The sequence below is a fragment of the Neobacillus sp. PS3-40 genome (genome assembly GCF_030915485.1).
Classification (GTDB): Bacteria; Bacillota; Bacilli; order Bacillales; family Cytobacillaceae; genus JAUZPL01.
The window spans coordinates 1115661-1138840 of sequence record NZ_CP133266.1 but is presented as its reverse complement, the minus strand read 5'-3'; the positions used below and the strand labels follow the sequence as shown (position 1 = coordinate 1138840).

The following is a 23180-nucleotide window of genomic DNA, read 5'->3' as shown; positions in this document are numbered from 1 at the left end:
GGTGCGATTGCTCATTAACAGCAGTCGCTTTTTTACTAATGGGGTACAAGAGTTGAAGATCCGGCTGCCAATTTTGGCGGCTATTTTTTATTCAACTATAGAAGCAGTTTAGTTTAACAAGGAACAGTTTATTAAAATCAAAAAGAGGTTCATGGATTAAGTTAAGCCGTTCTCTTTTGGAGTACCCGTACGGGAAAACGTAACTATAAAACAGTGTATTTCACAATTGAAATCGCACTGTTTTTTCGTTGTTTTAAGTAAATATATGGTGGAATTTATTGTAGAAGCTTAATTTAAATTACGGGAGGTTTAGTCAATAAGGAATACAAAAAATGTTCCAGTTAATGTAAAAAACGTTTTACATATTAACTGGAATATTTTACAATGTAAATGTAAAACATTTTTTACATTTAATGCTACGGATAGGTGAAAGAAATGAAAAATATGATTGGGGAACTTAGAAAAGGCAAAAGGATTTCACAAGAAGAGCTTGCAAAATATTGTAATGTAACACGTCAAACCATAAATGCTATTGAAAATAGCAAGTACGACCCTAGTTTAGAATTAGCTTTTAAGCTTGCCAGAGTTCTAAATACAACCGTTGATGAGTTGTTTAAATATGACTAAGTAAATTGTGAAGGGGAGAAAAAAATGAAATTTATTGTAGCGATTATACTTTTGTACTTAGTAATTACATTTTTAAATTGGTCTACAAAGCATTTTTCGGGTGATGGCAAAGGGAAAAGACAGGGTGATGAACGACAAAAAAAAATATTTAGAGATGCTACGACTTCCAGTTGGCAAGCAATTATTTTTTATTCACTAATTCAATTGATAAATCCTTCAGTTTTAGACATCATACTTAACTTGAGGTCGAACCATACATCCATAAATATCTTAAACAACGGGGGTGATATTTTATTAGTTGGACTTCTTGGGTATATTATCGGCTATTTAAACAGTTACTTCAGAAATACTTAAGTAAAGTGGAAACAAATAAAAGTGTCACTCTTCAACTAATGGATGCATTACTGTTATTCCAGTAATGCACTTTTCTTCTTCAAGTAACATGGCAGGTTACTTCAATAAGAAATGTATCTTTTCATTGAAGAATAATGTATTAAATTGTGTTGATTTAAAACTAATTTATGGTTTGGTTACATTTATTTGTCTTAACTCCAAAAAAGTGGGTGATTCTATGGAGAACATCGTGTGGATTAATGGTAGTTATGAAGAAGATAATCGTATTTTTGATTCGAAAAGACAAGCGGAGGAATGGACAGATGCGTTACTTCCCGATTTCGGTCCGTATTTAATCAGAAAGATGAATGTTGGATATGCAACTCCTGATGAAAAGGTAATCAATTATTTAGAATACTTTTTACCTAAATGGGCTTCTTATAACAATGTAAAGATTAGTATCCATAGAGAGAAAACAATCATAGATGGTCAAGACATATATAAAATTTGGACACAACAAGTTTAAACAAGAATGTGAAGGATTGTACTTAAACGAACGGGGGCTTTACTTCAAGAGGAGTGGAGCTTTTTAGACAAAAAAATCGTAATATTAAAAATAATAAGTAATTAAACTTTAACACTAAATGATAACTATATTTAAAAAATTGGGGGAAGAAAATGGAGAAAAAAAATGCTGTATTGGAATTATTATTTAATCGTGATAAGTTATCTGGAACCAAGTTTGTACTTGGAGTTTTATCTGTATTATCTTTCTACATATTGAAGACTTTCATTACCAAAGAGGTTGTTATCTTTTTAATTATTCAAGTATTGTTATTGATTTTGCTGTTATTCTTTTTAGCAAAGATTTTTCTCTACAACAGGAAAAATAATAAAGTTGTTTTTAGTGATATTTTACTATTGATTGGTACGATAATTTTATTAATTTATAATACATTTTTGTCATAATAATATTAAGCGAACGGTCAGGTTAGCTGAAGAAGGATTCGGATTCTTTTTAAAGAATATTTATAATGAAAAGTCAATTATAAGTGAGGCTGAGAGAATAGCTGACTATCCACGGACTGGTCAAAAGAGGTGAAATTATATGAAAAGAAACAGTTTTCTTACACTGGAACAACGATTATTTATTATAAGTGAAACCATAAGAAATATTGACCGTTACTTTGTCCACTGGGAGGACAGTGTTATCACGCAAGAAGAATTGCCTTCGATTACCTCATCATTCTTTGAAATGGCTGCAGAAAAGGAATCTTATTATGATTTTACCTTATTAATGTGGGAACTAATTGGTGGGTTTCGGAATGGGCATACCTTTTATTTCGATCTGGCAATAGTGCCTCCAAATGGGTACTTCAATTTCATTCCTGAACCAAATTCACATAGTTGGATGGTGAAAAACTCATATGATGAAAATTTAACTGACGGTGACTTAATTATATCCATAGATGGAAAGCCTTTGAATGTTTGGTATGAGGGGATTGGCAAGTACATTGGTGCTAAAAAGGAAATATCTCGAAAAATAAAAGCTGGACAAATGTTATCTTTCTTCTTAAAAGATAAAAACCCCGAAATTAAATATATGGATAGCAATGGTACAACTCGAAGTAATCAGATTCACTGGTTGGATGCTAACCAACATCAAAAGATCCTTAAAAAGAAATCCTCCGTCAACACAGAAGGACGCTGGATAAGAGAAAACAAAGTAGCTTATATAAGCATACCAAGTTTTATTCACCCTCGCTTTGAAGAGGAAGCAATAAGGTTGGTTCATCAATTTAAGGAAGCAGAGTCGTTAATCGTGGATTTGCGGGGTAACGGTGGAGGGAATACACCTCACCACCTTCTCGATCTACTTATGGACAGACATTATTATTCATGGATGGACAGGTCAAGTCATCCTGAATGGATGTATAAGCGATATGGGAACGAGCCTATTAGCTTCCAAGAAAACTTCAGATACACAATATGTGGTCCATTGGAACAAACTCCAAAGAGCCTTAAGGAGAGCTACAAAGGACAAATCATCCTATTAATAGACAAATATACTGGTTCAGCTGCTGAAGACTTTACGATGCCTTTTAAACACAATAAGCGAGGAATCATAATTGGCGAGGATACCTATGGTTCAACTGGGCAACCAGCATACGTCAATTTAGGGGAGGATAAAGGTTTGGGTATCGGTTCGATTCGAACGTTTTTTCCGAATGGTGATCAGTTTGAGGGAATCGGTATACAGCCTGATATACAAGTGTGCTTGACCAGAGAAGACGTTTATAATAAAACCGATTCTATAATCCAAACAGCGTTGGACATACTGCAATAATTTAGATCGAAAATAATATCTACTTTAAAGAGGGCTGAACTTTTGTTTGCATAAGTAGATTGTGAAGAATTGTTCTTAAGCTAACGGGTGCAAGAGTTGAAGATCCAGCTGCCAATTTTGGCGGCTATTTTTTATTCAACTAACGGGCAGTTGTGCGGACGAGCAAGGTCGTATCATATAGCGGGTGGGATTCCCGTCGAGTAAGAACTAGCCATTCGCTCGTAGCGAGTCTTGGAGGGATAAAGGTAACTTTAAACTTTAAGCGTAGACAGTTAGGTTGCGGGCCGAAAGCCAAGCGGTTGAAGGGATCGAGCTCCATAAGGTTAGTCATTCGAGAGGGCTGATGTTTTAACTGAGACAGAAAGCTACATTTTATCCTTCGTTATTGGCAAGATGGATAAAGCCTCTCTGGAGTCAGAGACCTTGGCACGTTACACATTGATATGATACGGCAACTCGGGAGACCCTACCGGTCTTTTCTTATTTAGAAGAGTATGGTCTACAAGCGATACAAAGCAAGGAAAACCAAATGCCGTTGTAGGGAGTCGGATAGCAGCGTAGTACCTATGAAGTCGGGTAATGCTGATGGAGGAAAGGCTGTTACCAGTTATCACCCTTATTAGGGACACATTTACTACACCCAGAGGTAGGCATACTAAATGAAAACAAAACTACTAAGGATAGCAGAATTATCAAAATCTGATCCTAAAATGAAATTTACATCTCTTACGCATTTACTTAATGAGCATTCGCTCGCTCAATGTCATATTGAGTTACCGAATAAGAAGGCGACTGGGATCAACGGTACTACCAAGGAACAGTACAGTGAAAATATAAAAGAAAACATAGAAGACTTAGTAAGTAGGCTTAAAAGCAAAAGTTATCGCCCTGTTCCCGTAAGAAGAATGTATATTCCAAAGCTCAATTCAACCAAGAAAAGACCACTGGGAATACCGGAACACGAAGATAAGATTGTACAAAAAGGCATTACAAAGATACTAAATACCATCTATGAAAATGACTTTCTAGACTGTTCTTTTGGATTCCGTCCAAATGTCGTAATTGCCACGACGCTCTTAAAATACTTAATCACTATATCGAAAAGAAAACAGTTAATTATGTCGTAGATGTAGATATCAAAGGCTTCTTTGACAATGTTGATCACAAATGGATGATGGAGTTCTTAAAACTACGAATCACCGACCCTAACCTATTAAGAATAATTAATAGGTTTCTTAAAGGTGGATATATGGAGGAAGGTAAGAAGTACAAAACAGATACTGGGACACCGCAAGGGGGCTTATGCTAAGCTTTGCATAAGGAGGTATTCTATCACCGTTATTATCCAACATTGTATTAAACGAATTGGATTGGTGGGTTAGTGACCAATGGGAAACGTTTATAAGCAGATATACTTACTCCACGAATGGCAGTAAGTATCAGTTTCTGAAGAAAACAGCTTTGAAAGAGTGCTTCATCGTCCGTTATGCGGACGATCTTAAGGTAATGTGCCGAACTAGGTCACATGCAATAAAAATGAATTACGCATTGAAAGACTTCTTGAAGAATAGGCTTCATTTGGAAACAAGTGAGGAAAAATCGAAGGTAATTAATCTAAAGAAAAACTCTTCCGAGTTTCTTGGTTTCTCAATAAAAGCCGTAAGGAAAGGAAAAACAAGATTTGGTTATGTAGCAAGGTCCGATATGTCGAAGAAGGCTAAAGCAAACGCCTTCCAAAAGATTAAGGAAGCTATAAAAGTAGTCAAGAAAAGCCTTGCATTCAGACTGTTTGGAATTTCAATACCGTCGTCATGGGAATCCAAAACTATTACTCTGTCGCCACTCAAATTACTATTAATCTGAATGAGTTAAACGCTCATCTACGCAAAACGTTATATAATCAGCTAAAGAACATTAGAACCGAGGCAAGTTTTCATGATATGACAAAGACCTTACAGAAAAGATACAAGGGTTATAAGGCTAAACTATTTAAGATACAACAAATGGTCTTTGTGCCTATCCATGCCCAACGGTGGAAAACAACACTCTGTTTTTCACAAACGACTTGTAATTTTACCGCCGAAGGTAGAGCAAAAATACACAATAGCTTAAAGGCAATTGATAAAACTATGCTTTCTTACATCATGAGAAACTACATTCCAAACCGAACTATCGAATACAATGACAACAGGATTAGTAAATTTATCGCCCAATATGGCAAGTGTGCCATACTAGGGGTAGAGTTAGGGATTAACGAATGGCATTGTCATCATATTAACCCATATCACCATTCAAAAGATGATAGCTATTCAAACTTGATAATTCTTGATAAAGCTATACATCAACTAATTCATTTAAAAGACAAGGTTAAAATAGAAACTCTGTTACATTCTTTAAAGCTTACCAGTAAGCAAAAGGAAAAGATAAATAAGTTACGCCTAAAGTGTCAAAATGAGATAATCTAATATTGGAAAATTAACACTCGTCTGCTTACACATAGAAAGAATAAATTGAATTAGTTGGAACGCCGTATGCGGTGAAAGTCGCATGTACGGTGTGAACAGGGGGAAAAGGGAGCGATAACTTCAAACCCTTACCTATCTGTATCAATAAAAGTCGCATACAAACATTGGAATTAATGGTAAAATAGTTCATATCTAAATAACTAACAATTAAATTAACCAATGCTACAGTAGCACAGGGAGGAAAAATGAGAAGGGTATTAAAAGTTGTTATCGTAATAAGCTTTGTGTTTTATTTATTGGGATTGGTATCGTTATTATTTTTAGGATCAAGAGGCTCTGTATGGTCAGATTTGTCATTGGTGGAGTATATCGAGAAGTCTTCAAATTTTGTGCCATTTAAAACGATTAGTACATATGTTAAGGCAATTTTTGATGGAAGTATGAATTTGGATATACCAATTAAAAACCTCGTTGGTAATTTAATAATGTTTTTCCCAATGGGTATCTATCTTCCTTACCTCGTAAAAAGAATAAATAACGTAGGTATATTTTCATTTACAACAATAATATTGTTATTTGTAATTGAAATACTCCAATCAGTGTCTAGAAGAGGTAGTTTTGATATAGATGATTTTATTCTTAATATGTTGGGAACTTTGATAGGATTTGGAATTTGGAAATTAAATTTCATCCAAAAACTATTGAAGCCAAAGTACCAACAGCAAGTTAAATCATATTAAGAAAGGTATCTGGCTTTTTATTCGAATATTTTACCAAATGACTGCGATTCTTAAATTGTAGAATCGCTTTTTTTAACTAATGGGTGCAAAACTTAAAGAAGCATTTTTGCAAATGGAAAAGGCGATGTGGTTTGAAATGGGTGATTAAAGGTGGGTTGTTTCTTTCTCTTATATTATTAACAGTAATGAATGGTGGATTTGTTGTTCTGGCTTTTTTACCTATTATTTTATATTTCGTTCTTAGCGTTTTTGGTATTTATTTTGTAAATGAAGTAATTAAATTCATGAATACAAAAGCAAAATCAGACCAAGAGAGAAATCAAAAAATTGATGAATTAATTAAGGTGGTTAGTCAAGGTAAGAGTATGGAATAATTTCTTTTTGAACTAGCCGGGGGTATTACGGAGGGATAAAGTTGGCCGACACTTTTCTACTTGTTATTATATTGATTCCTTTATATGCGGTATTAATTTGGACGTATCTGTGCACTGAGGATAGTTTATTATGGGGAAGAAGATGGATGTATAAAGAGGAACCTGAAGTGTCTGAAGGGGCAATTCGTTACGGAAAAATAGTATCGATTATTGGTATCATTGCATTAACTATTATACTGGCAATTCAAATATATTCCCTTTTTTAACTAAATGGAGTTAAGTATCTTTTCTTTTATTAGTCGAAATATACCTTTAAACCGAGCCAAAAATGAAGAGAACACAAGAAACTTTATTACAATAGAGATTACTACTTGAAATATTGCGAAAGATCATACTTAAGCTAACGGGGGCCGTTACTGGAATAACGGTAATGCTTTTTTCTTCTTATACAATCCGTCAGTTAACTTGAATAAGTTCACTTTTAGTAGAAGGAGGATTTAATCCTTTAGAGAATTTAGAAGTTATAAATTTTTATATAAGGGATGAAAACAATGGATATTTATCTTAACCGTATTTGCAAAGACATAGTAAATGCGAATTTGAAAAACTATTGGTTTAGTTTTGAATCGGTTGCTTACGCATTATATGATAAGAGTTATGTTTATCTTTTCAACCATCCTAGAATGACAAAAATTCAAAAGGACAAATATCAAATATTAAAGTGGGATGAACAATTTATAGGTTGTACACTCATTCTTTATGATAATTTTCCAACGGCAATCGTGAATCTAGAATTGTACGAGGATTACGCAAGTTTATATTCTAATCTCGTACACGAATTATTTCATGGTTTTCAATATGTTAAAGGGGAAGAACGGTTTGTAAATGAAATTCTGGGAATCACATATCCGTTAACAAGAGAAAATGTGGAATTACGAAATAAGGAAAGAGCTACCCTTTTTAGTGCAATGTTAGAAAATAATTTTATTAAAAAGAAACAATATCTTAATACTTTTATTACCTTAAGAGAAAAAAGGGCTACCAAAATCAATAACTATTTATTATACGAAAATTCAATTGAAACAATTGAAGGACCAGCGTGGTATGTTGAACTAAAGGCTTTCTCCGAAAAATGTAATTTAGAGTACAATTCCATTTTAAGAAAATATGGGCAGCACCTTATTGACAAATATGAATCCACTTCATATATACGGAAGAGTTGTTATAGTTCAGGTTTGGTTATGTGTTTATTACTTGATGATTTTTTGCCAAGTTGGAAGGAAGGTTTTTGGGGCAAAGAAGAAACACTATACGATTTATTAAAACAGATTTCCGATAACTCTGAAAAAATAAGTGATGTGGAAATAAGTCCCGAAACAGAGGAAATAATTAATTTTGTTAGGCAAAATAGGAAAATTACATTTGAAAACTTTGAGCAGCAAAAAGGAATTAATCTATTTATTGAAGGTGAAATAACTGCTAAATCTTTTGACCCGATGAATATCGTTCAATTTGAAGATAGGCTTTTACATAAGAACTTTATAAAAGTAGGAATTAACAATGCAGACTATCTAATTCAACAATCTGTTATAGCCTATTGTAAAGGCGGACTCCAAAATATAACTAAATTACATCTGATATTAAAGGATAATCCCATTGAAAATATTGATTCACTTACAGTTGATGGTATAGGTGTAATAAACGGAAGATATGAGAAGCAGGAAGATGTTTTGCATCTATATGTGAATTAGGACCAATTTTTATTGAACTAAAGGGGGCATTACTTGAACAATGGTAACGCCCTTTTTTTTTTTAAAGTAAACGGGTAGCGTTAGTTAAACAAGCAATTCTGTACGAAAATGAACTCGACTATTAAAATAAGACAAACAAAATAAAAAGAAGCCGTTTTTCCCTTAGCGTAGGAGAAAACGTTTTTTTTGTTTCCAAAAAATGTATAGAGTGAGTTTTATGTTAAAATGTTGGCTGTACCCCTGAATAGAAAAAGGTCACAAAAAGATGTCGTTTGACATCTTTTTTGTATTTTTTGGTAAACAGTCCTATAAAATAATCGGAAAAGAGAGGTAGTGTGGATTTTTCTAGTATAAATGAATTGCTAAAATGTAAATAACAGAAATAGGAGGGGATAAAATAATGAAGAAGACACTTATAATGTTCTTATTACTACTTTTATCATTTTTATCAGCGTGCAATAATGATAAAAATATAATTGATAGCCCATTATATGACGGTAAGAATTTAACTATTGGTATTGTTGGTAAGACTCCAACGATTCGCGAGAAAAATGTTGTTTTCAAAGAGATTGAAATAGAGAATTTAACTCAAGATAATTTATCTTCAAGATATAATGCAGTTTTAATAATGAAAGGACATGTATCTGGATCCTCTAAAGAAACCTATGCGAAAATCTATAAAAAAGTTGGCATTCCAATTTTCTTCATCGAACCACAAAAATATTATATACCATCGGTCGATGAGGAAGCACACGAGATAAAGGTTTATGAAGACTCTTCTAACTCGAAGTCTGGAGATTATGTCGTTGGATATTACCAATCTGGCGAACGTGTAACGTTTTGGAAATTCGGTCTTTATAACGATACGGCAAACAAAGAAAATATTTTGGATGTTTACTCAAGGATTTTTAAGGAAATTGAGATTTTTGACAATAAGAAGTAAATTAAAAAAACGCCCTTTTCAAGCTTTTATTTTTAACATATCAGGAGATGCAAACAATGAGAAAAGTTGAGAAGAACTAAGATAAAAGCAAAATAGAAACAGATGATGGTTGGAACAGAACATTTTACGGCAGTCCAACAATTGGTGGAATAATCATTGTTGGGGCAATAATTTTGTACTTGATTTTTAAATAAATTTTTAAGCTAAAGGGTGCTTTACTTCAAGAGGAGTAGCGTTTTTTTCTTCTTCCACTAACAAGGCAGGTTACTTTAAGAAGAAGACTTTAAAAAAGGGGAATTTTTGATAGGTGTCGAACTTTTTAATAAATAAACCGTATGGGGCTGCCTTGATTGGTGGCTTTTTCTATTTGAGTTTTTTAAAAAAATTTCCCAAAAAAATGAACCAATTCCTATCTCAGGGGGAATAAGTAGGTAAGTAAAGGAGGTTGGGACGTGACGGAACATGAAGAACTTATCAAAGCTCAGTCTGGGGATCATAATGCATTCAATTTACTATTGAAACCATTTATCCCTTCAGCATACCAGGTGGCGTTTATGCTTCTAAGGGAAAGAGCTGGGGCAGATGACGCGGTACAGGAAGCCCTTATTCGTACATACAAATCCATCCATCGGTTTAATCCTGAAATCGCATCGTTTAAAACCTGGTTTCATCAAATTCTACTGCATGTAACGTGGAAAATGGCAAAGCGAAAACGATTCTTTTCTCCGTGGAAGGATATTTTGGACAAGTCCAAGGACGGGCAGCCGGAACACATTTATCTGCAGGAAGAAAACCAAAAAGAGTTATATCAATGTATTCAAAAACTTTCGATGAAACATCAGACCGTTATCATTTTATACTACATGCAGGATTTATCCATCTCAGAAATTGCCTCGATCCTTACTGTCAGTGAGGGAACGGTTAAGTCACGACTTCATCACGCCAGAGGCGACCTTAAGAATCAATTGATGTCATCACCATATGGAGATATATCTCTGAAGGAGGGATGGACTTGGAACAAGAATTAAAAAACACATTGAAAAACGTTCAACGACAAATCCGGTTTCCAGAAGAAATCGATATTGAATGCATCTTAAACAAGAAAAAACGGTTTAGAACGAAACAGGCGGTCCTATTCGTAACTTTAATGGTTCTTTTCTTGCTGTTAGTTCCGAATGTTACACAAAGCTGGGCTGGGCTTAGGCTCTTTGGGACAAGCGATCAACATCCGCATCCTTATTCAGAATACCTCGTTCACGACGCTCATTACTATATCCCGACATATGAGAGGGTATCCAAAGAGCATTTAGCTTCAAAACTAGGCACGATATCCCGTATTGGAGATTGGGAGTTTTTACGAGAAGGTGACACTACACAATATCCTCCGAACTCCAACTATTATTCCATTAAAGATCAATCACCAGATGAATATATTGCAGTTGAAATACTAGGAGGTACAGCAAGGAAGCGAACTATCGAATATTATCAGGTTCTCAAACGAGCGAAACAAGTGGAAAAACCGGATGTAAAGTCTATTTTTGGCGGAAAGAATGATCCATCAGAGGTGCAGGCGGCTTATCAAAACATCCGCAGAGAAGTACGGTTTTTGAGAATACTACATTATCCTGAGTTAGAGAGGACATCTATTGCTTTACGAAACGACGGTTCTCGCTATCATGTACAACTTGAGTACAGACCTACACCCGGAAGCATCATGGGGCAGACGGTCACAATACCAGGTGATGACCATACCACTGACAAATTTATTTGGATACAAGAATTTCCAGAAGGATATCAAGACGGGAATCATCCTGATTACAATGGTGATTTTCAGTATGACCCCAACCAAAAAATCGGGGATTTTATTTCCAATGGTGTGAAATGGACCCAATACAGCCGTACTTATTGGCATGCTCCGTATAATCCTTTATTTACTACCAAGGTAAACGGGGTCATTTACGAAGTGTCTAGCCAAGGCTGTACCGTGGAAGAAATCAAAAAAATATTAGAAACATTTGTACAAGCACCCAAAAAGTAGTGGCATATTCTAACTGGCTTTTAAACATGATTAGGATTTAGAAAGGGTCGTCAAAGGACGACCTTTTTATGAGGGAATCACAAGTTGTTCTTTATGTTTAAGATTGTGAAATATTGTACTTAAACAAACGGGTGCGTGTGCGGCCGAGCCTAGGTCGTATCATATAGCGGGTGGGATTCCCGTCGAGTAAGAACTAGCCATTCGCTCGTAGCGAGTCTTGGAGGGCTAAAGGTAACTTTAGTCTTTAAGCGTAGACAGTTAGGTGGCGGGCCGAAAGCCAAATGGTTGAAGGGATTGAGCTCCATAATGTTAGTAAACCGAGAGGGCTGATGTTTTAAGCTCTGCAGAAAGCTACATTTTATCTTTCGTTAAAGGCAAGAAGGATAAAACCTCTCTGGAGTCAGTGACCTTGGCACGTTATACATTGATATGATACGGCAACTCGGGAGACCCTACCGGTCTTTTCTTATTTTAATAGAAGAGTATGGTCTACAAGTGATAAAAAGCGAGGAAACCAAATGCCGTGTAGGGAGTAGGATAGCAGCGTAGTACCTATGAAGGAAAGGCTAGCTACCAGGTATCACCCTTACTAGGGACACATTTACTACACACAGAGGTAGGTATAATAAATGGAAACAAAACTACTAAGGATAGCAGAATTAGCAAAATCTGATCCTAAAATGAAATTTACATCTCTTGCACATCTATTAAATAAGGAATCATTAGTTCAATGTCATTTTGAACTTCCTAATAAAAAGGCAACTGGGATTAACGGCACAACCAAAGAACAATATGGTGAGAGTTTAGAAGAAAACATAGAAGATTTAGTTAGTAGGCTTAAACAAGTGGTGTCGACTTAAATGGAAATGAGATAAGTGAGATTCCTTATGAGTTACCAAATGTTAATCGAAAAGCAATTACCTTTGCTTATCAAAATGATCCATTATTTACTATAAGGTACCGTCATAAGCAACAATTGCAATAAAACTAGAATGCCCCTGAGTATGTAGGGGTATTCTTTTTTTTGTAATTATTTCTCTCTTTTTTATTTACTGAAGAGGTTTTAGAGCCTTTCGCAATTTAGCCGATAAATTTTCTTTTTTTAACCGAATGTCCCCCAGCTGGAATGCACCTTACAATTCAAACCCGGAAAAGCCCTATTTTAACAAAAGTTTGGAAAGGTAATAACTAAGACTTTAACTGGAAAAAAGGAATTCTTCGTACCATTCACGGATTATCCAGTCGCTTTTTTGTTTCTTCTAAAATGGATAAGGCAGCGTTCATCTTCCGTCATTCCCCTTTTAGCGAAGTATCAAGATCATTCGGAAAGAATGCAAGTAAGGGGAGCTTCAAATTTTAATTGATTCCCCATTTTTCAAATGCTGATATTTTCCGATAGATCCAAACGAATTCATCAGCAATAAATGGGATGGTGTCAGTATACTTTTCAAAAAACATATCATGCTCAACTTGTCTGTTGTAGTAGATTTCAAAATAAAAACCTGAAGCTTTAACCATTCGCTTTCCTCTAATTCCCTTCTGGGAATGGGAAATGCATTTGTTTCAGTATTCACACCTGGCTTTATATAATACATTTGGTGGGATATGTAGTGTTAATCACTTTAGCAGAAATAATGGAAAAAACATCGAAAATATTTAAGAAAAATGAATTAAAATCCCTTTTATACAATCAAAAAAAGATGGGGTACATTTTTTTCGTACCAACTGTATTCAAGCTTGAGGAAAACACAAAATTCCATTTTGTATTGACAATAACTTTTCCTAATATTCAAATATTATTCACTGTCTGGCAAATTGATAGATGGTGGGCATTTCTTTCTTTTTAGTTCAAATTTAGGATAAATTAAATACAAAAAATTAGCTGATTCTACTAAAATCATCAACCGAAATAATTGAGATTAATTATCTTATAAACAAAAAGGTAGAATTCGTATATAAAGATCATCCTAATTTGGTATTTTTCAGCTCATTTTTACAATAATAAAATATGAGGTGAGATATTGATGAATGATTTTAATTTTGAATTAATGATTGATTTTATCGCAGATAATGAGAAAAAATCATTAGATGAAAGAATAGAATTATTGCAGCGACTATTAGAGCAAGAGTTATCAAGAAATCCCCTAAATGAATACCGAGCAAATATTTATAAATCTGTGATTAAAAGACTCAAACCAATGCGTTTAGCTCATCTTCTAGGCGTAAAATACTAGGCTATTTCTTGGTTAACAGATCAAGGAGTCTTTGGTGGGGCTCATGCATTTTCACAAAGGGCAACCCAGCAAAAACGGTAGCCCTATTGTGTATAGCCCTTTGTAATCAAGGTAGAGAATGGTACTTCTCAAACGAGCAAGACGCGGTTAATAGGAAAAGCGACCTCACATAGTGGTGTCGCTACTTTGTGTTACTTTTCGCAATGTGGCGGTATTATTTGACGTTAAATTAAGTTCCTTTGCATTATTGAGATGTATTTTCTTTAATCCACTTAATTGTTGATTCAATTTGGTGAATTAATAATTCAGTCATCTGGCGATCTACTTCATATGAATCAATTAGTTGATGTTCTAGTTTATGTAAGCGGAAGGAAATAGGAGAATTAATTATTTCTTCATTAATAGGTAAGATATGTAGTTTACCCTGAATTTTTTTTAGGATAGAAAGTTGAATAGTATTAGTTTTTCCAGTTTCCAAATTACTTAAATAGCCTGGTGAAACGTCTAGAATCTTGGCAAATTCATTTAATCCAAATCCTTGTTCAATTCTAATTTTTCGAATCACTTCTCCAAAATTATCAATCATTGCTTTCCCTCCTCGAATTCTCTTTAAAGGTATAATAGAAAGTTCGTGATGGACTATTTAAATACCTCTATATTTTATTAATCATTGTAATCGGTTTGTCGGGGGCATAGGGAAAGAGGCAATGTGATAAAACCATATCTAATGGTATGAATTCTTAATTAAATGTATGGGGAACTTCCGATTAGAAATATTGCACTTTTGAAGGAAGGTGGTGCAAGTACCCAAAGCTGCAATAAAACACCATCATGGAAATATAAAGAAATAAAGTTTAGTTCCCTTCTTCTCTCCTTAATAAGTTTGGTTAAATTTTTCATACGTTCATATGTGAAGATACTATTTACCATAATGAATATTATTGGTGAAATGGGTAAAGATACTATTATATCCAATATAAACTCATGCAGATATATAATATTTTTTAATGCTAAATTTCAAATTCAAGTCACTGGAGTTGAAACCATGAAAGTCACGTTGGAATGCATTTTAAAGAATAATAAAAATATTGATAACATGAAAAAACTTAAAAAGATTTTATATCAAGGGAAACAAACAGGGATTATTTTTTACCAAGAAAGTGTTTTTAAATTAGATCTCAATATGCCTTTTTCCTTATACTATTTTCAACAGCCAGGAATGGAATCTACTGTTAATGCTTTTCCCATAAGTGTTGGTGATTTTACGATATTTAAAAAGAAAGAAGATCAACTCCACTTTTTGATGAAATATTTTGAAGTATATTATAGGTGCAATCTGTCAGATGAAAATTTTCTTTTGAAATATGAATTAAATAATCCATTTATTGGCTATCGTTATCTTTGGTTTTATAAAAAAAGCGAGATAAATGGTTTTGGAAAAGTGTCGTCATAGGAAATATGCGGTATAAAAATAAGTGGCAGCGAGGAAAAACAATACATGAGAAATGTCCGAAAATGGACCTTTTTGAAGCAGGAATAATAACTGGTTTTACGATGGGGGAAGGATGCTTTTGTATAAAAATAACAAAAAGTAAAACACATAGAACGGGTTACCAGATTGTGCAATCTTTTAAAATTTCATTAAAAAGAGAAGATAAAAAAATCTTACAATTCATAAAAAAAAGACTTAGATGTGGAAAGGTTAGGATTTATAAAAATTGTTCAGTATTTGAAGTGGTTAAAATGCAAGATATATTGGAAATTATCATTCCATTTTTTAATCAATTTCCACTAAAAAATGTAAAGCATAAAGATTTTCTATACTTCAAAATAATTTGCTATAAGCTTATTATGGGTGAAGGAAGGGAAATAGAAGGTATTAATAGGATAATATCAATTAGGAATAAAATGAATAAAAGTGGGGAGAAAAATCGGCGTTATAAAAATATTATAAAACATGATTTTTGAATGGCTCTCTAATTAAGAGTCAAAATACGAATTTCGAAATAATACGTTTATGATGGTACATTTTAACAAGAGGAATTTAAATATGATACAAAAATATAACTAAGAAGTACATACATCAGATCTTTCAAGATGATGATGATATTATTTTAAGTCCTGAAGAAATTTGAGATCTAATAGGAATGCATGTAGAAAGTGTTCGCAGGTGGTGTAGGATGGGAAAGATTGAATCTTATAGTTTTTGGAGAAATATATTGGAAAATATTTGGTGAAGCTTGGACTAAAAGAAGTTGAACGTCAATGATACCGTTGTAAAGATTGTAGAAAAAACCTTTACTGATGTACCATCTACCCCTCTATATCGCTGCTCACAGATGAGGGTGAACGGTGATTGAAGACGTGGCTTGAAGCCTTGATGGCACTGAAAAACACTATGGATGAACGGATGAACGTGTTAGAAGAATAACTGCAAGCACACGACCAGGAGCTGAACGAGATAAAGTAATACATCGATGAAAAAATGAACAAACGGGATGAAATGCTGATCACCGGTATGCGAGAATCTATGGAAGTAAGGCGACAAATTGCTGTAGCCGAAGCTGCTCAGGAAGAAAAAGAACTACCTAAGAAGAAATGGTGGAAAATTTGGCGATAGGTAGAGGCAATAAATAAAATGAAGAATGTATCCAAACTATATTAAGGCATACTCATTTAAGCTTGTTATATCAATAGGTATACCGTGTATACATGAAAAACTAATGTTTCAATTGTTGTGCTAAAGCTATTTCACGAAAATAAGCGGACATGGATTTTAATTCATGGTCTTGGATCTCTTTCTCGATCTTTTCCCAGACATCACTAGGAAGCGTAATGGAAACTTTTTTCAAGATGGTCTGCCTTTTTCTTTTCGTGCTGAATGAGTGTGTTTGAGATGCTCTGGAAGTAGGTCTTATTTGTATGGGGAATATACAGCTGCTCCAACATGTTATTGATGGTGGTATAATCCAATCCATTTTTTTCGGCTAAAGCGATAAAATCCGTTTCTAATTGCACAAAACTACTATATAGATCACCTTCGCCACTCCAACGTGCATCATACATTTTTTTATGAAAATCCCATACTTCTAACAACATCACTTTTCCCCTTACTATATTATTCTAAGTAACTTTTAATCAAGGGAATAGGTGGTTTTAGTATCACTGAATTGATGAATGTATACCGATAAAACCCTTTTATATAAAGGTGTACACTCTGTACGCATCCCTAATCATATAAATCCATCATGATGGTCATAATAAAAAAGGGATAGGGAGGATAAGGCATGGAGAAAAGAAAATTGGCTATGAGCGACGTGCACGGCCAGTATCAATCGATGGTGACGCTTCTTGAAGTAGCCAACTTCAATCCAGAGAAAGATCAACTGGTCTTGGTTGGCGATTTGATTGACCGTGGTCCCCATTCTGTTGAAGTGCTCAAGTATGCTAAACAGCTGCAGGAGCGATACCCCGAAAATGTTTTTGTGGTTCTAGGAAATCACGAAATCATGATGAGGCAATATGTGTTTGGCATGAAAAGCAATATGTGGCTGCGTTACGGTGGACAAGCGGTCATACAAGAATTGAAGACTGCTTTTCAAACCACAACAGAAAGGGTTCAGCACCTTGTTTGGGTAGCGAATCTCCCTCTTTATCATCAGGATGAGGAACACTTTTACGTTCACGCCGGAATTGATGTTAATAAGCCTGCCACGGAGCAGCATGAAATGAGTACGTTTACCGAGTTGAACTGGATGTATTCGGTCCCATCAAAGGCGTTAAAACAGGCGATAGGGGACCGGATCATGGTACACGGGCACACTCCTTACTCCGCCGTTTATCGAGCTGGAAACAACTTTATTTCTTGCGATACAGGGGCTTCGGTTTGGGAAAACGGAAAGCTTTCTCTTGTTGATCTATCCAATAACCTCTATTACTGTAACGATCTCAAATCCCCTGAAGTGCGGACACTCCGAATTGAAGAGCTGGAGATAGTGGACAGAATCGAGAAAGCGAGGGGAAAATGAGTATACTCACACCTATTAAGGTATATAAAAAAGCGAGCATCTTTTGCTCGCCTTTTTTATTTTTTCGTTTTTTTCGTGTCTTTTTTTGTGCTTGCTGTTGTTTTAGTTTCTTCTTCTTTCTTGGAAATAGAACGAAGCTGCTCAAGCTCCTGTTTTAGACTCGCGATCGTTTCGATATGCTTTTGATTTTGATCTCGTAATTTATCCAGTTCTGGTGCATAAATAGCTGTCATTTCGGTCCGTGCACGTTCATGAGCGTCTGTCCATGCTTTTTCTTCGGCTGCTCGGATATCCGGCAGCATGTCCTTTTCTCGCTTCGTCACAGCTTTATCCACTTCGTTTTGCCAATGAACATCTTTCTGTTTTAGTGCAGCAGCATGGGTCTCTTCCATCTGTTTTATATCGGATTTCAGCTTTTTGTTGGTTTCAGATAAAGGCCTCAATTCTTCAATTTCCTTGATTTTATCTAAGATCTCCTGATTTTTTTGGGCAATTTCATCTTTGTGTTTTCCAACTTCCCCTTCTAATTCTTCAATGCGATTCTTACGCTCTTCGATGGTTTTTTCTTTGTCTTTTACTTGGCCTTCAGCGAGATTCACTTTTTTACTAGCCGTTGCTATCTCTTCTTCGTACCTTTTTTTCTCAGCGTTAATCTCCTCTTCGCGGACTGAAGATTCTTCTTTGAATTTTTCATGTTCGGCTCTCAGCTCTTTGTACGTTCCCTCCAGGGATGCATATTTTTGATCCCTGGCTTCTTTTTCCTTCTTTAATTGCAGTTCCCATTTGTTTTTTTCGACCGAAATATTCTCCATTTGGCCTGTAAAGGTGGCCAAAATCGAGTTTAAAGCCGTTTGTAATTTGTCTACATCGCTTTTAAAATGCTTTCGCAAATCTTTGGATACTTTCTCGTTTGTATCATCAGCGAGCCTTTGAATATACCAGTCGTGGAAAGTTTTTTCCCAAAAATCTTTTTTTGATAATCCTGAACCTCTATGCATTTTATCGAGAATGGCTAAGAGTTTTTTATCATCCATTCTGACCTGAAACGATTCTTTTTCCGATTCTATTTCCGATTCTATTTCCGATTCTTCTTCCGATTCTTTTTTCGATTCTTTATCTTTTAGATTTTCTTTTGCCACTATTTTCACCCCGTGTATGCACGTTTTAATCTAGTATACCCGGCAAATATAGGTTTCATGCTGTGTATACAGGATATACATATATTGATTTTCATTGAAAACTTGACAAAAGAACTAAATCTGATTAGGAAGCATAAAAAAAGAGGGGGGATTAAATGAATAAGTTTTTTCTACTCGGACTTGCATTGCTTCTTTTGCTACAAGTAAGTTACGTTGAAGCTCACCCTGGCAGGACAGACACAAACGGTGGCCATTATTGTTGGACTAATTGTCAAAGCTTTGGATTGACTTACGGAGAATATCATACGCATAAAACTAATTCCGGCACAGGAGCCTATTTTCCTGACACAACAACACAAAAACAAGTAGGTTACGACCTCCCTGTTGGTAAGATTTTTCTACTCGGAATCGGCATTCTTTTTATTTATTTAATTGTTCGAGGAGCAAGTGGTTCAAAAAAAGAAGAAAAGGCAATAAGCATAAACCCTTTTGAAAATAGTTTAAGGGGGGTAAAAATTGAACGTGTAAAGTGGCAGAAAAAAGATCGCTTTTCTCCTCCAGATCCCAAGTATGGCTCTTTAAAAAAGTTAAGAATTTAATACATGAAATTGACATTGATAAATTACTTTTAACTGATAGATTCTTCTATATATATCCGTGTTATAGCGATTTTGGCTATAAAATTGAAATTGTTAATTTTAATATTATAAAAGACAGGCTCTTCGACTTTTATCCTAATGGATTTTTTATTTTTACGGGAAATAGAGAAATAGAAATTATAGTTGTACATCAATTAATCGAAGAAAAATATGCGTATTTTATCAAAAAGATAGATATTAAAATAACAGATTTATCTCAACTTGATTTAATCACGCCGAATTATAAGCTTGATGAAATTAGATATTTAAATTTACCTATTTTCAAAAATGAAAAGATACCAGAAGATATGTTGAATAGAACGCAACGTTTAATAATGGATAAGCCGGTGGATGAAGGGGAAATGCCAATTGGATTTGCTTACGATGAAAAGGCAAAGAAATATTATAAGCTATATAAAAGGTGTTAGAAAAATCAAAAAGAACGAGTAAATTTTCTCGTTCTTTTGTATTTTATCCTCCTAAAGGGGATCTACCAGCAAAACGCTGTAAACATACGCTAAGGGTCTGTTCAGAAAATCAGGAATTGCTGAACAACATATTAAACACTCTTAATGCCTTAGTATATGTTTTGTGCGAGGGACACCCATAAGAATTCCCTTAGTTTTGTTTCATTTTCTCCATTTTTTTTCTGGTCAAAAATACATCTAAATATCCTACAATGTTTGTTTTTGTTTCTTTCAATCCTAATTCTGCAGCTAATTCGGTTGCTCTTAAAATTCGTCCGTCTTTGGTTGTGAGACTTGCAAAATATCTATCTTTTTCTAAGAGATCATAAAACTTATGTACTCTTTGTTTTCGCTCCTGTGCCTTATCTTCCTCAATTTCTCTTAATAGTTCCTGTTCCCTTTCAATTTTATGAAATTCCATCTCGTCCCGATATTCACTAGTCAAAGAGTCCAGAGCATCTTCTCCATCTTCCTTAAGTTTATCTTCCAATTCACTATCTATAATCACGCTAATAAATAAACCATTATGAACCGTAAAAAGTGTCGCAGTAAGTAAATCCCCCATATGCTTCGTAACTAGCTTGTTATATTCTTTAGCTTCTTTTTTAAAACGTTTTGCCTCAAATCCATATTCTTCTTCTGTAATCAATTCCAAATTAATTAATGATTCTTCTGTTACTTCAGAATGAGTATAAAAAGCATATTTAACTTCATTCATTGCCAAAAAATCCATAAATTCTTGAAAATCATTATCCCCACAAAAAAATATTTCTTGTCCGTCTTCCGAATTATCCATTGCTTCAAACAGTTTTATATTTGCTTGTTGAAAAGCTAATTTAATATTAGAAAGTGTATTCAATGAAATCTAACCCCCTTACTCCAAATGGAAATAACTATATTCTTATCGTATGTTTTCCGCTTTTGTTGGTGGAACACCCTAAAACGGTAATTCGCCTTGAAGATGATGAATGGCGTTTTCCATATTTATCATAGTCTCGGTAATATCCTGTTCCCCATTCACAACAACCTTTTCTAGCTTCGCAAAGTAGGACATCTCCTTTTTGATTTGTTTCCACCAATCATAAGCCAGTTCCTCAGGCCTTTTTCCCCGGGGGGGGAAGGATGCTTCCCGGCTGTTTTTGCTCCCATGAACCGAATAGACCATCTGGATAATAACATTCATCACTTTCAATCTCCTGTCATTTTTTAAAGAAATCATAAATTAAAGCAATAATAATAAATAAGGTAACGATCGCTTTTGCCGTTTCTTTGTGCCTTTGTATAATAGGGCCAATTAAAAATAAAGGAACTAGCACTAATAAAGCTATTATTAGCAATTCGGAATCATTTTCTGTCCAATACCCATAGCCTTCATACACGAAAGATGCCCCCTCAAGTAATGCTTATTCATCATAGAAAACATCCTCGTTGTAATCTTGGCCATTGACTCTTTTGATTTCTTCTTGAATCATCGCTATTTTTTTCTCGAATTCCTTTGTCTGTTCCTTTGGGTGAAGAGAATTTAAAAAGAAAAGTTTTAAAATGATCGGGGTAATCCCTACAAATATTTGAATCACGAAAACAAAACAAAAAAAGATAAGTGCAAATGGAATAAACGATTTTGGACTATAAAAATAAACGCCTAAAATCGTAAAAATAACGCCATTAATAAGTGCTGATATAAAGTGTATCTTTCGATCTCTTTTCGTAAAAAAAAGCATCCTTTACTCCTCCGTTATCCTTTTTATTCCATTCTATCATGGAACGAAGGACAAATTGAGAAATAAAAAAACGTAAAAAATCCGGCACCGCGGTGCCTTTTCTCAACAGATTAGGTTCCTTTTCTAGACCGTAAGAAAGTTTCCTTGTTCGACGGGTCAGTTTAGTTAGATAAGGAAATTAAAGGAAATTCAGAAAATGAAGCGAATATATATCATATGCTCCAACCAAAAAATTTATTAAGTATGAAAATATGTATGTCAAGATAACTAATAGAATACTACCCTTTATGTATGAATAGAAGAGGGAAACAGGCAATTGCTAAGTATAATTATACGCCCTTTTAGATCTCTCGATAAGAAGAGAACCTAATTTTGATAGTGCATACTCTGGAATTACATCTATTTGTAGAGGGCGAAATTTCGCTTAAGATTGAAAGTGAATGATATAATTGTTTATTTAACTATTCCAGGAAAATAATTCCTTGTTTTTTAGAAGGGATTTTATTTCAGGTAAGATTTTGAATAATTATACCTAAATTAACGGGTATCTTTGCTTCGACAGGGATACGCTAATTTTATTTAGGGCCAGATTTTTGAACAACTTCTGGAGTTTTATTGTAGTAGTTAAGAAGTTCCTTAAATAAAAGTAGAGAAAAGGAATACCTATTATTTCTTTTCAACTGATGAATAAAAAAATCACTGAATATTTATAAAATAACTATCGTTTATTAGTATAATAAATAGTAGTTTTATATTTATAAGTAATCGAAGGGAATGCTTTTATGCTTAGTCGAAGGGATGAAATGAAAAATTGGCTATTATTAGAAGTGTGTAAAGGAGATCCCGATTGCGATAAGAAAATAAGAGAATTAATTCTTGTAGATAAAAAATTAGTTAAAAATTTAAATGAATTATTTGTAAAAAATACAATGTACGAAATAAAAAAATTAATCACGAACTACATTAAGGAAAATAAGATAATTATCCGTACTTGTAAAGAATGCGGGAAGAAGAATGTTATCTCATCTGATAACTTAATTGAAGCAAAATGTGTTGATTGCAATAAACAACTAGTAATTCGACAAGACAATAAAAAAATAGATAGTTTTAACAAAGAGCATCAGAACAATAATAAGGGGAAAAAATGTATTTATTGTGGGGCTCCAGTTGCACCTTATTCTAATATGGTTTGCCAAAATTGTTATAGAACTAATTCTTTATCTTCAATCAGATTCAATTAACATTTTACTTTTAGATATGTCTCACCTTATAAAATGCTGTTCCATAATCGGATGCTGGTGTAAAAAAGCGGATCGCTGCGGCGATTCTTTTTTA

32 protein-coding genes are annotated in these 23180 nt (G+C 34.2%); 24 read left to right on the top strand and 8 right to left on the bottom strand.

Translation table 11 applies throughout. From position 1 onward, the window contains the following. Nucleotides 1-435: 435 nt before the first annotated feature. The 17 genes from RCG20_RS05870 (at nucleotide 436) to RCG20_RS05790 (ending at nucleotide 12478) form a co-directional block, all read left to right on the top strand. Nucleotides 436-627, top strand: coding sequence for a helix-turn-helix transcriptional regulator (locus tag RCG20_RS05870; protein WP_308183303.1), 192 nt, complete (start codon nucleotides 436-438; stop codon nucleotides 625-627). A 24-nt stretch (nucleotides 628-651) separates the two neighbouring features. After that, a complete protein-coding gene (locus RCG20_RS05865; RefSeq protein ID WP_308183302.1) occupies nucleotides 652-981 on the top strand; it encodes a hypothetical protein in 330 nt (109 codons plus the stop codon). Nucleotides 982-1198: 217 nt separating this feature from the next. Beyond that, on the top strand, nucleotides 1199-1486 hold the full coding sequence (locus RCG20_RS05860) for a hypothetical protein (protein ID WP_308183301.1): 288 nt from the start codon (nucleotides 1199-1201) through the stop codon (nucleotides 1484-1486). 152 nt (nucleotides 1487-1638) lie between these two features. After that, nucleotides 1639-1929, top strand: coding sequence for a hypothetical protein (locus tag RCG20_RS05855; protein WP_308183300.1), 291 nt, complete (start codon nucleotides 1639-1641; stop codon nucleotides 1927-1929). 139 nt (nucleotides 1930-2068) lie between these two features. Continuing rightward, nucleotides 2069-3307, top strand: coding sequence for a S41 family peptidase (locus RCG20_RS05850; RefSeq protein ID WP_308183299.1), 1239 nt, complete (start codon nucleotides 2069-2071; stop codon nucleotides 3305-3307). Between the two features lie 659 nt (nucleotides 3308-3966). After that, nucleotides 3967-4434: a hypothetical protein gene (locus RCG20_RS05845; RefSeq protein WP_308183298.1), complete on the top strand. Its 468-nt coding sequence runs from the start codon at nucleotides 3967-3969 to the stop codon at nucleotides 4432-4434. Beyond that, on the top strand, nucleotides 4338-4616 hold the full coding sequence (locus RCG20_RS05840) for a reverse transcriptase domain-containing protein (RefSeq protein WP_308184297.1): 279 nt from the start codon (nucleotides 4338-4340) through the stop codon (nucleotides 4614-4616). The genes RCG20_RS05845 and RCG20_RS05840 overlap by 97 nt, the downstream gene beginning before the upstream one ends. A gap of 56 nt (nucleotides 4617-4672) precedes the next feature. Next, on the top strand, nucleotides 4673-5170 hold the full coding sequence (locus RCG20_RS05835) for a reverse transcriptase domain-containing protein (protein ID WP_308183297.1): 498 nt from the start codon (nucleotides 4673-4675) through the stop codon (nucleotides 5168-5170). 77 nt (nucleotides 5171-5247) lie between these two features. Then, nucleotides 5248-5772 (top strand): HNH endonuclease signature motif containing protein, encoded by a 525-nt coding sequence (locus RCG20_RS05830; RefSeq protein ID WP_308183296.1) that lies wholly within the window; start codon nucleotides 5248-5250, stop codon nucleotides 5770-5772. 245 nt (nucleotides 5773-6017) lie between these two features. Continuing rightward, nucleotides 6018-6512, top strand: coding sequence for a VanZ family protein (locus RCG20_RS05825; RefSeq protein ID WP_308183295.1), 495 nt, complete (start codon nucleotides 6018-6020; stop codon nucleotides 6510-6512). 131 nt (nucleotides 6513-6643) lie between these two features. Then, nucleotides 6644-6886 carry a hypothetical protein gene (locus RCG20_RS05820; RefSeq protein ID WP_308183294.1) on the top strand — a complete coding sequence of 81 codons (243 nt, stop codon included), beginning with the start codon at nucleotides 6644-6646 and terminating at the stop codon, nucleotides 6884-6886. 41 nt (nucleotides 6887-6927) lie between these two features. Beyond that, nucleotides 6928-7152: a hypothetical protein gene (locus tag RCG20_RS05815; RefSeq protein ID WP_308183293.1), complete on the top strand. Its 225-nt coding sequence runs from the start codon at nucleotides 6928-6930 to the stop codon at nucleotides 7150-7152. A 285-nt stretch (nucleotides 7153-7437) separates the two neighbouring features. Then, nucleotides 7438-8637, top strand: coding sequence for a hypothetical protein (locus tag RCG20_RS05810; RefSeq protein WP_308183292.1), 1200 nt, complete (start codon nucleotides 7438-7440; stop codon nucleotides 8635-8637). Nucleotides 8638-9037: 400 nt separating this feature from the next. Further along, nucleotides 9038-9580 (top strand): hypothetical protein, encoded by a 543-nt coding sequence (locus tag RCG20_RS05805; RefSeq protein ID WP_308183291.1) that lies wholly within the window; start codon nucleotides 9038-9040, stop codon nucleotides 9578-9580. A gap of 452 nt (nucleotides 9581-10032) precedes the next feature. Then, nucleotides 10033-10608, top strand: coding sequence for an RNA polymerase sigma factor (locus RCG20_RS05800; RefSeq protein ID WP_308183290.1), 576 nt, complete (start codon nucleotides 10033-10035; stop codon nucleotides 10606-10608). Beyond that, nucleotides 10593-11618 carry a hypothetical protein gene (locus RCG20_RS05795; RefSeq protein ID WP_308183289.1) on the top strand — a complete coding sequence of 342 codons (1026 nt, stop codon included), beginning with the start codon at nucleotides 10593-10595 and terminating at the stop codon, nucleotides 11616-11618. Before RCG20_RS05800 ends, RCG20_RS05795 begins: the two co-directional genes overlap by 16 nt. Nucleotides 11619-12247: 629 nt before the next feature. After that, a complete protein-coding gene (locus RCG20_RS05790) occupies nucleotides 12248-12478 on the top strand; it encodes a hypothetical protein (RefSeq protein ID WP_308183288.1) in 231 nt (76 codons plus the stop codon). A 496-nt stretch (nucleotides 12479-12974) separates the two neighbouring features. On the opposite strand, the gene RCG20_RS05785 is transcribed toward RCG20_RS05790, so the two are convergent. Beyond that, nucleotides 12975-13136: a hypothetical protein gene (locus RCG20_RS05785; RefSeq protein WP_308183287.1), complete on the bottom strand. Its 162-nt coding sequence runs from the start codon at nucleotides 13134-13136 to the stop codon at nucleotides 12975-12977. A gap of 506 nt (nucleotides 13137-13642) precedes the next feature. On the opposite strand from RCG20_RS05785, the gene RCG20_RS05780 reads away from it, so the two are divergent. After that, nucleotides 13643-13852: a hypothetical protein gene (locus RCG20_RS05780; RefSeq protein ID WP_308183286.1), complete on the top strand. Its 210-nt coding sequence runs from the start codon at nucleotides 13643-13645 to the stop codon at nucleotides 13850-13852. A 244-nt stretch (nucleotides 13853-14096) separates the two neighbouring features. Here RCG20_RS05780 and RCG20_RS05775 read toward each other — a convergent pair whose 3' ends face one another. Then, nucleotides 14097-14438 carry a helix-turn-helix domain-containing protein gene (locus RCG20_RS05775; protein WP_308183285.1) on the bottom strand — a complete coding sequence of 114 codons (342 nt, stop codon included), beginning with the start codon at nucleotides 14436-14438 and terminating at the stop codon, nucleotides 14097-14099. A 162-nt stretch (nucleotides 14439-14600) separates the two neighbouring features. On the opposite strand from RCG20_RS05775, the gene RCG20_RS05770 reads away from it, so the two are divergent. Continuing rightward, the gene (locus RCG20_RS05770) at nucleotides 14601-15305 is read left to right on the top strand and encodes a hypothetical protein (protein WP_308183284.1); all 705 of its coding nucleotides are present in this window, start codon (nucleotides 14601-14603) and stop codon (nucleotides 15303-15305) included. A gap of 62 nt (nucleotides 15306-15367) precedes the next feature. Next, nucleotides 15368-15820 carry an LAGLIDADG family homing endonuclease gene (locus RCG20_RS05765; RefSeq protein ID WP_308183283.1) on the top strand — a complete coding sequence of 151 codons (453 nt, stop codon included), beginning with the start codon at nucleotides 15368-15370 and terminating at the stop codon, nucleotides 15818-15820. 855 nt (nucleotides 15821-16675) lie between these two features. Here RCG20_RS05765 and RCG20_RS05760 read toward each other — a convergent pair. After that, on the bottom strand, nucleotides 16676-16951 hold the full coding sequence (locus tag RCG20_RS05760; protein WP_308183282.1) for a hypothetical protein: 276 nt from the start codon (nucleotides 16949-16951) through the stop codon (nucleotides 16676-16678). Nucleotides 16952-17139: 188 nt separating this feature from the next. Here RCG20_RS05760 and RCG20_RS05755 point away from each other — a divergent pair, with 188 nt between their 5' ends. Next, the gene (locus tag RCG20_RS05755; RefSeq protein ID WP_308183281.1) at nucleotides 17140-17880 is read left to right on the top strand and encodes a metallophosphoesterase family protein; all 741 of its coding nucleotides are present in this window, start codon (nucleotides 17140-17142) and stop codon (nucleotides 17878-17880) included. 56 nt (nucleotides 17881-17936) lie between these two features. On the opposite strand, the gene RCG20_RS05750 is transcribed toward RCG20_RS05755, so the two are convergent. Further along, nucleotides 17937-18914, bottom strand: a complete 978-nt coding sequence (locus RCG20_RS05750; protein ID WP_308183280.1) for a coiled-coil domain-containing protein — start codon at nucleotides 18912-18914, stop codon at nucleotides 17937-17939. Nucleotides 18915-19174: 260 nt separating this feature from the next. On the opposite strand from RCG20_RS05750, the gene RCG20_RS21740 reads away from it, so the two are divergent. Next, entirely contained in the window at nucleotides 19175-19618 is a 444-nt protein-coding gene (locus RCG20_RS21740; protein WP_374120513.1) for a YHYH domain-containing protein, read from the top strand. Then, nucleotides 19549-20085 (top strand): hypothetical protein, encoded by a 537-nt coding sequence (locus RCG20_RS05740; protein ID WP_308183279.1) that lies wholly within the window; start codon nucleotides 19549-19551, stop codon nucleotides 20083-20085. The genes RCG20_RS21740 and RCG20_RS05740 overlap by 70 nt, the downstream gene beginning before the upstream one ends. 190 nt (nucleotides 20086-20275) lie before the next feature. Here the strand turns inward: RCG20_RS05740 and RCG20_RS05735 are convergent, their stop codons facing one another. From RCG20_RS05735 to RCG20_RS05720, 4 genes are all read right to left on the bottom strand, one after another. Further along, complete coding sequence (locus tag RCG20_RS05735) at nucleotides 20276-20983, bottom strand: hypothetical protein (RefSeq protein ID WP_308183278.1); 708 nt, start codon at nucleotides 20981-20983, stop codon at nucleotides 20276-20278. Between the two features lie 78 nt (nucleotides 20984-21061). Continuing rightward, nucleotides 21062-21307 (bottom strand): hypothetical protein, encoded by a 246-nt coding sequence (locus RCG20_RS05730; RefSeq protein WP_308183277.1) that lies wholly within the window; start codon nucleotides 21305-21307, stop codon nucleotides 21062-21064. Nucleotides 21308-21323: 16 nt separating this feature from the next. Further along, nucleotides 21324-21503: a hypothetical protein gene (locus RCG20_RS05725; protein ID WP_308183276.1), complete on the bottom strand. Its 180-nt coding sequence runs from the start codon at nucleotides 21501-21503 to the stop codon at nucleotides 21324-21326. Nucleotides 21504-21527: 24 nt separating this feature from the next. After that, nucleotides 21528-21845, bottom strand: coding sequence for a hypothetical protein (locus tag RCG20_RS05720; RefSeq protein ID WP_308183275.1), 318 nt, complete (start codon nucleotides 21843-21845; stop codon nucleotides 21528-21530). Between the two features lie 803 nt (nucleotides 21846-22648). On the opposite strand from RCG20_RS05720, the gene RCG20_RS05715 reads away from it, so the two are divergent. Next, complete coding sequence (locus RCG20_RS05715; protein ID WP_308183274.1) at nucleotides 22649-23086, top strand: hypothetical protein; 438 nt, start codon at nucleotides 22649-22651, stop codon at nucleotides 23084-23086. Nucleotides 23087-23180: the final 94 nt, after the last annotated feature.

Bases quoted from the DNA above. Each gene is read 5' to 3' on its own strand.
- RCG20_RS05870 (WP_308183303.1), top strand. From the start codon at position 436: ATGAAAAATATGATTGGGGAACTTAGAAAAGGCAAAAGGATTTCACAA.
- RCG20_RS05865 (WP_308183302.1), top strand. From the start codon at position 652: ATGAAATTTATTGTAGCGATTATACTTTTGTACTTAGTAATTACATTT.
- RCG20_RS05860 (WP_308183301.1), top strand. From the start codon at position 1,199: ATGGAGAACATCGTGTGGATTAATGGTAGTTATGAAGAAGATAATCGT.
- RCG20_RS05855 (WP_308183300.1), top strand. From the start codon at position 1,639: ATGGAGAAAAAAAATGCTGTATTGGAATTATTATTTAATCGTGATAAG.
- RCG20_RS05850 (WP_308183299.1), top strand. From the start codon at position 2,069: ATGAAAAGAAACAGTTTTCTTACACTGGAACAACGATTATTTATTATA.
- RCG20_RS05845 (WP_308183298.1), top strand. From the start codon at position 3,967: ATGAAAACAAAACTACTAAGGATAGCAGAATTATCAAAATCTGATCCT.
- RCG20_RS05830 (WP_308183296.1), top strand. From the start codon at position 5,248: ATGACAAAGACCTTACAGAAAAGATACAAGGGTTATAAGGCTAAACTA.
- RCG20_RS05825 (WP_308183295.1), top strand. From the start codon at position 6,018: ATGAGAAGGGTATTAAAAGTTGTTATCGTAATAAGCTTTGTGTTTTAT.
- RCG20_RS05810 (WP_308183292.1), top strand. From the start codon at position 7,438: ATGGATATTTATCTTAACCGTATTTGCAAAGACATAGTAAATGCGAAT.
- RCG20_RS05805 (WP_308183291.1), top strand. From the start codon at position 9,038: ATGAAGAAGACACTTATAATGTTCTTATTACTACTTTTATCATTTTTA.
- RCG20_RS05790 (WP_308183288.1), top strand. From the start codon at position 12,248: ATGGAAACAAAACTACTAAGGATAGCAGAATTAGCAAAATCTGATCCT.
- RCG20_RS05785 (WP_308183287.1), bottom strand. From the start codon at position 13,136: ATGGTTAAAGCTTCAGGTTTTTATTTTGAAATCTACTACAACAGACAA.
- RCG20_RS05780 (WP_308183286.1), top strand. From the start codon at position 13,643: ATGAATGATTTTAATTTTGAATTAATGATTGATTTTATCGCAGATAAT.
- RCG20_RS05775 (WP_308183285.1), bottom strand. From the start codon at position 14,438: ATGATTGATAATTTTGGAGAAGTGATTCGAAAAATTAGAATTGAACAA.
- RCG20_RS05770 (WP_308183284.1), top strand. From the start codon at position 14,601: ATGTATGGGGAACTTCCGATTAGAAATATTGCACTTTTGAAGGAAGGT.
- RCG20_RS05765 (WP_308183283.1), top strand. From the start codon at position 15,368: ATGGACCTTTTTGAAGCAGGAATAATAACTGGTTTTACGATGGGGGAA.
- RCG20_RS05760 (WP_308183282.1), bottom strand. From the start codon at position 16,951: ATGTTGTTAGAAGTATGGGATTTTCATAAAAAAATGTATGATGCACGT.
- RCG20_RS05755 (WP_308183281.1), top strand. From the start codon at position 17,140: ATGGAGAAAAGAAAATTGGCTATGAGCGACGTGCACGGCCAGTATCAA.
- RCG20_RS05750 (WP_308183280.1), bottom strand. From the start codon at position 18,914: ATGGATGATAAAAAACTCTTAGCCATTCTCGATAAAATGCATAGAGGT.
- RCG20_RS21740 (WP_374120513.1), top strand. From the start codon at position 19,175: ATGAATAAGTTTTTTCTACTCGGACTTGCATTGCTTCTTTTGCTACAA.
- RCG20_RS05730 (WP_308183277.1), bottom strand. From the start codon at position 21,307: ATGAATGTTATTATCCAGATGGTCTATTCGGTTCATGGGAGCAAAAAC.
- RCG20_RS05720 (WP_308183275.1), bottom strand. From the start codon at position 21,845: ATGCTTTTTTTTACGAAAAGAGATCGAAAGATACACTTTATATCAGCA.
- RCG20_RS05715 (WP_308183274.1), top strand. From the start codon at position 22,649: ATGAAAAATTGGCTATTATTAGAAGTGTGTAAAGGAGATCCCGATTGC.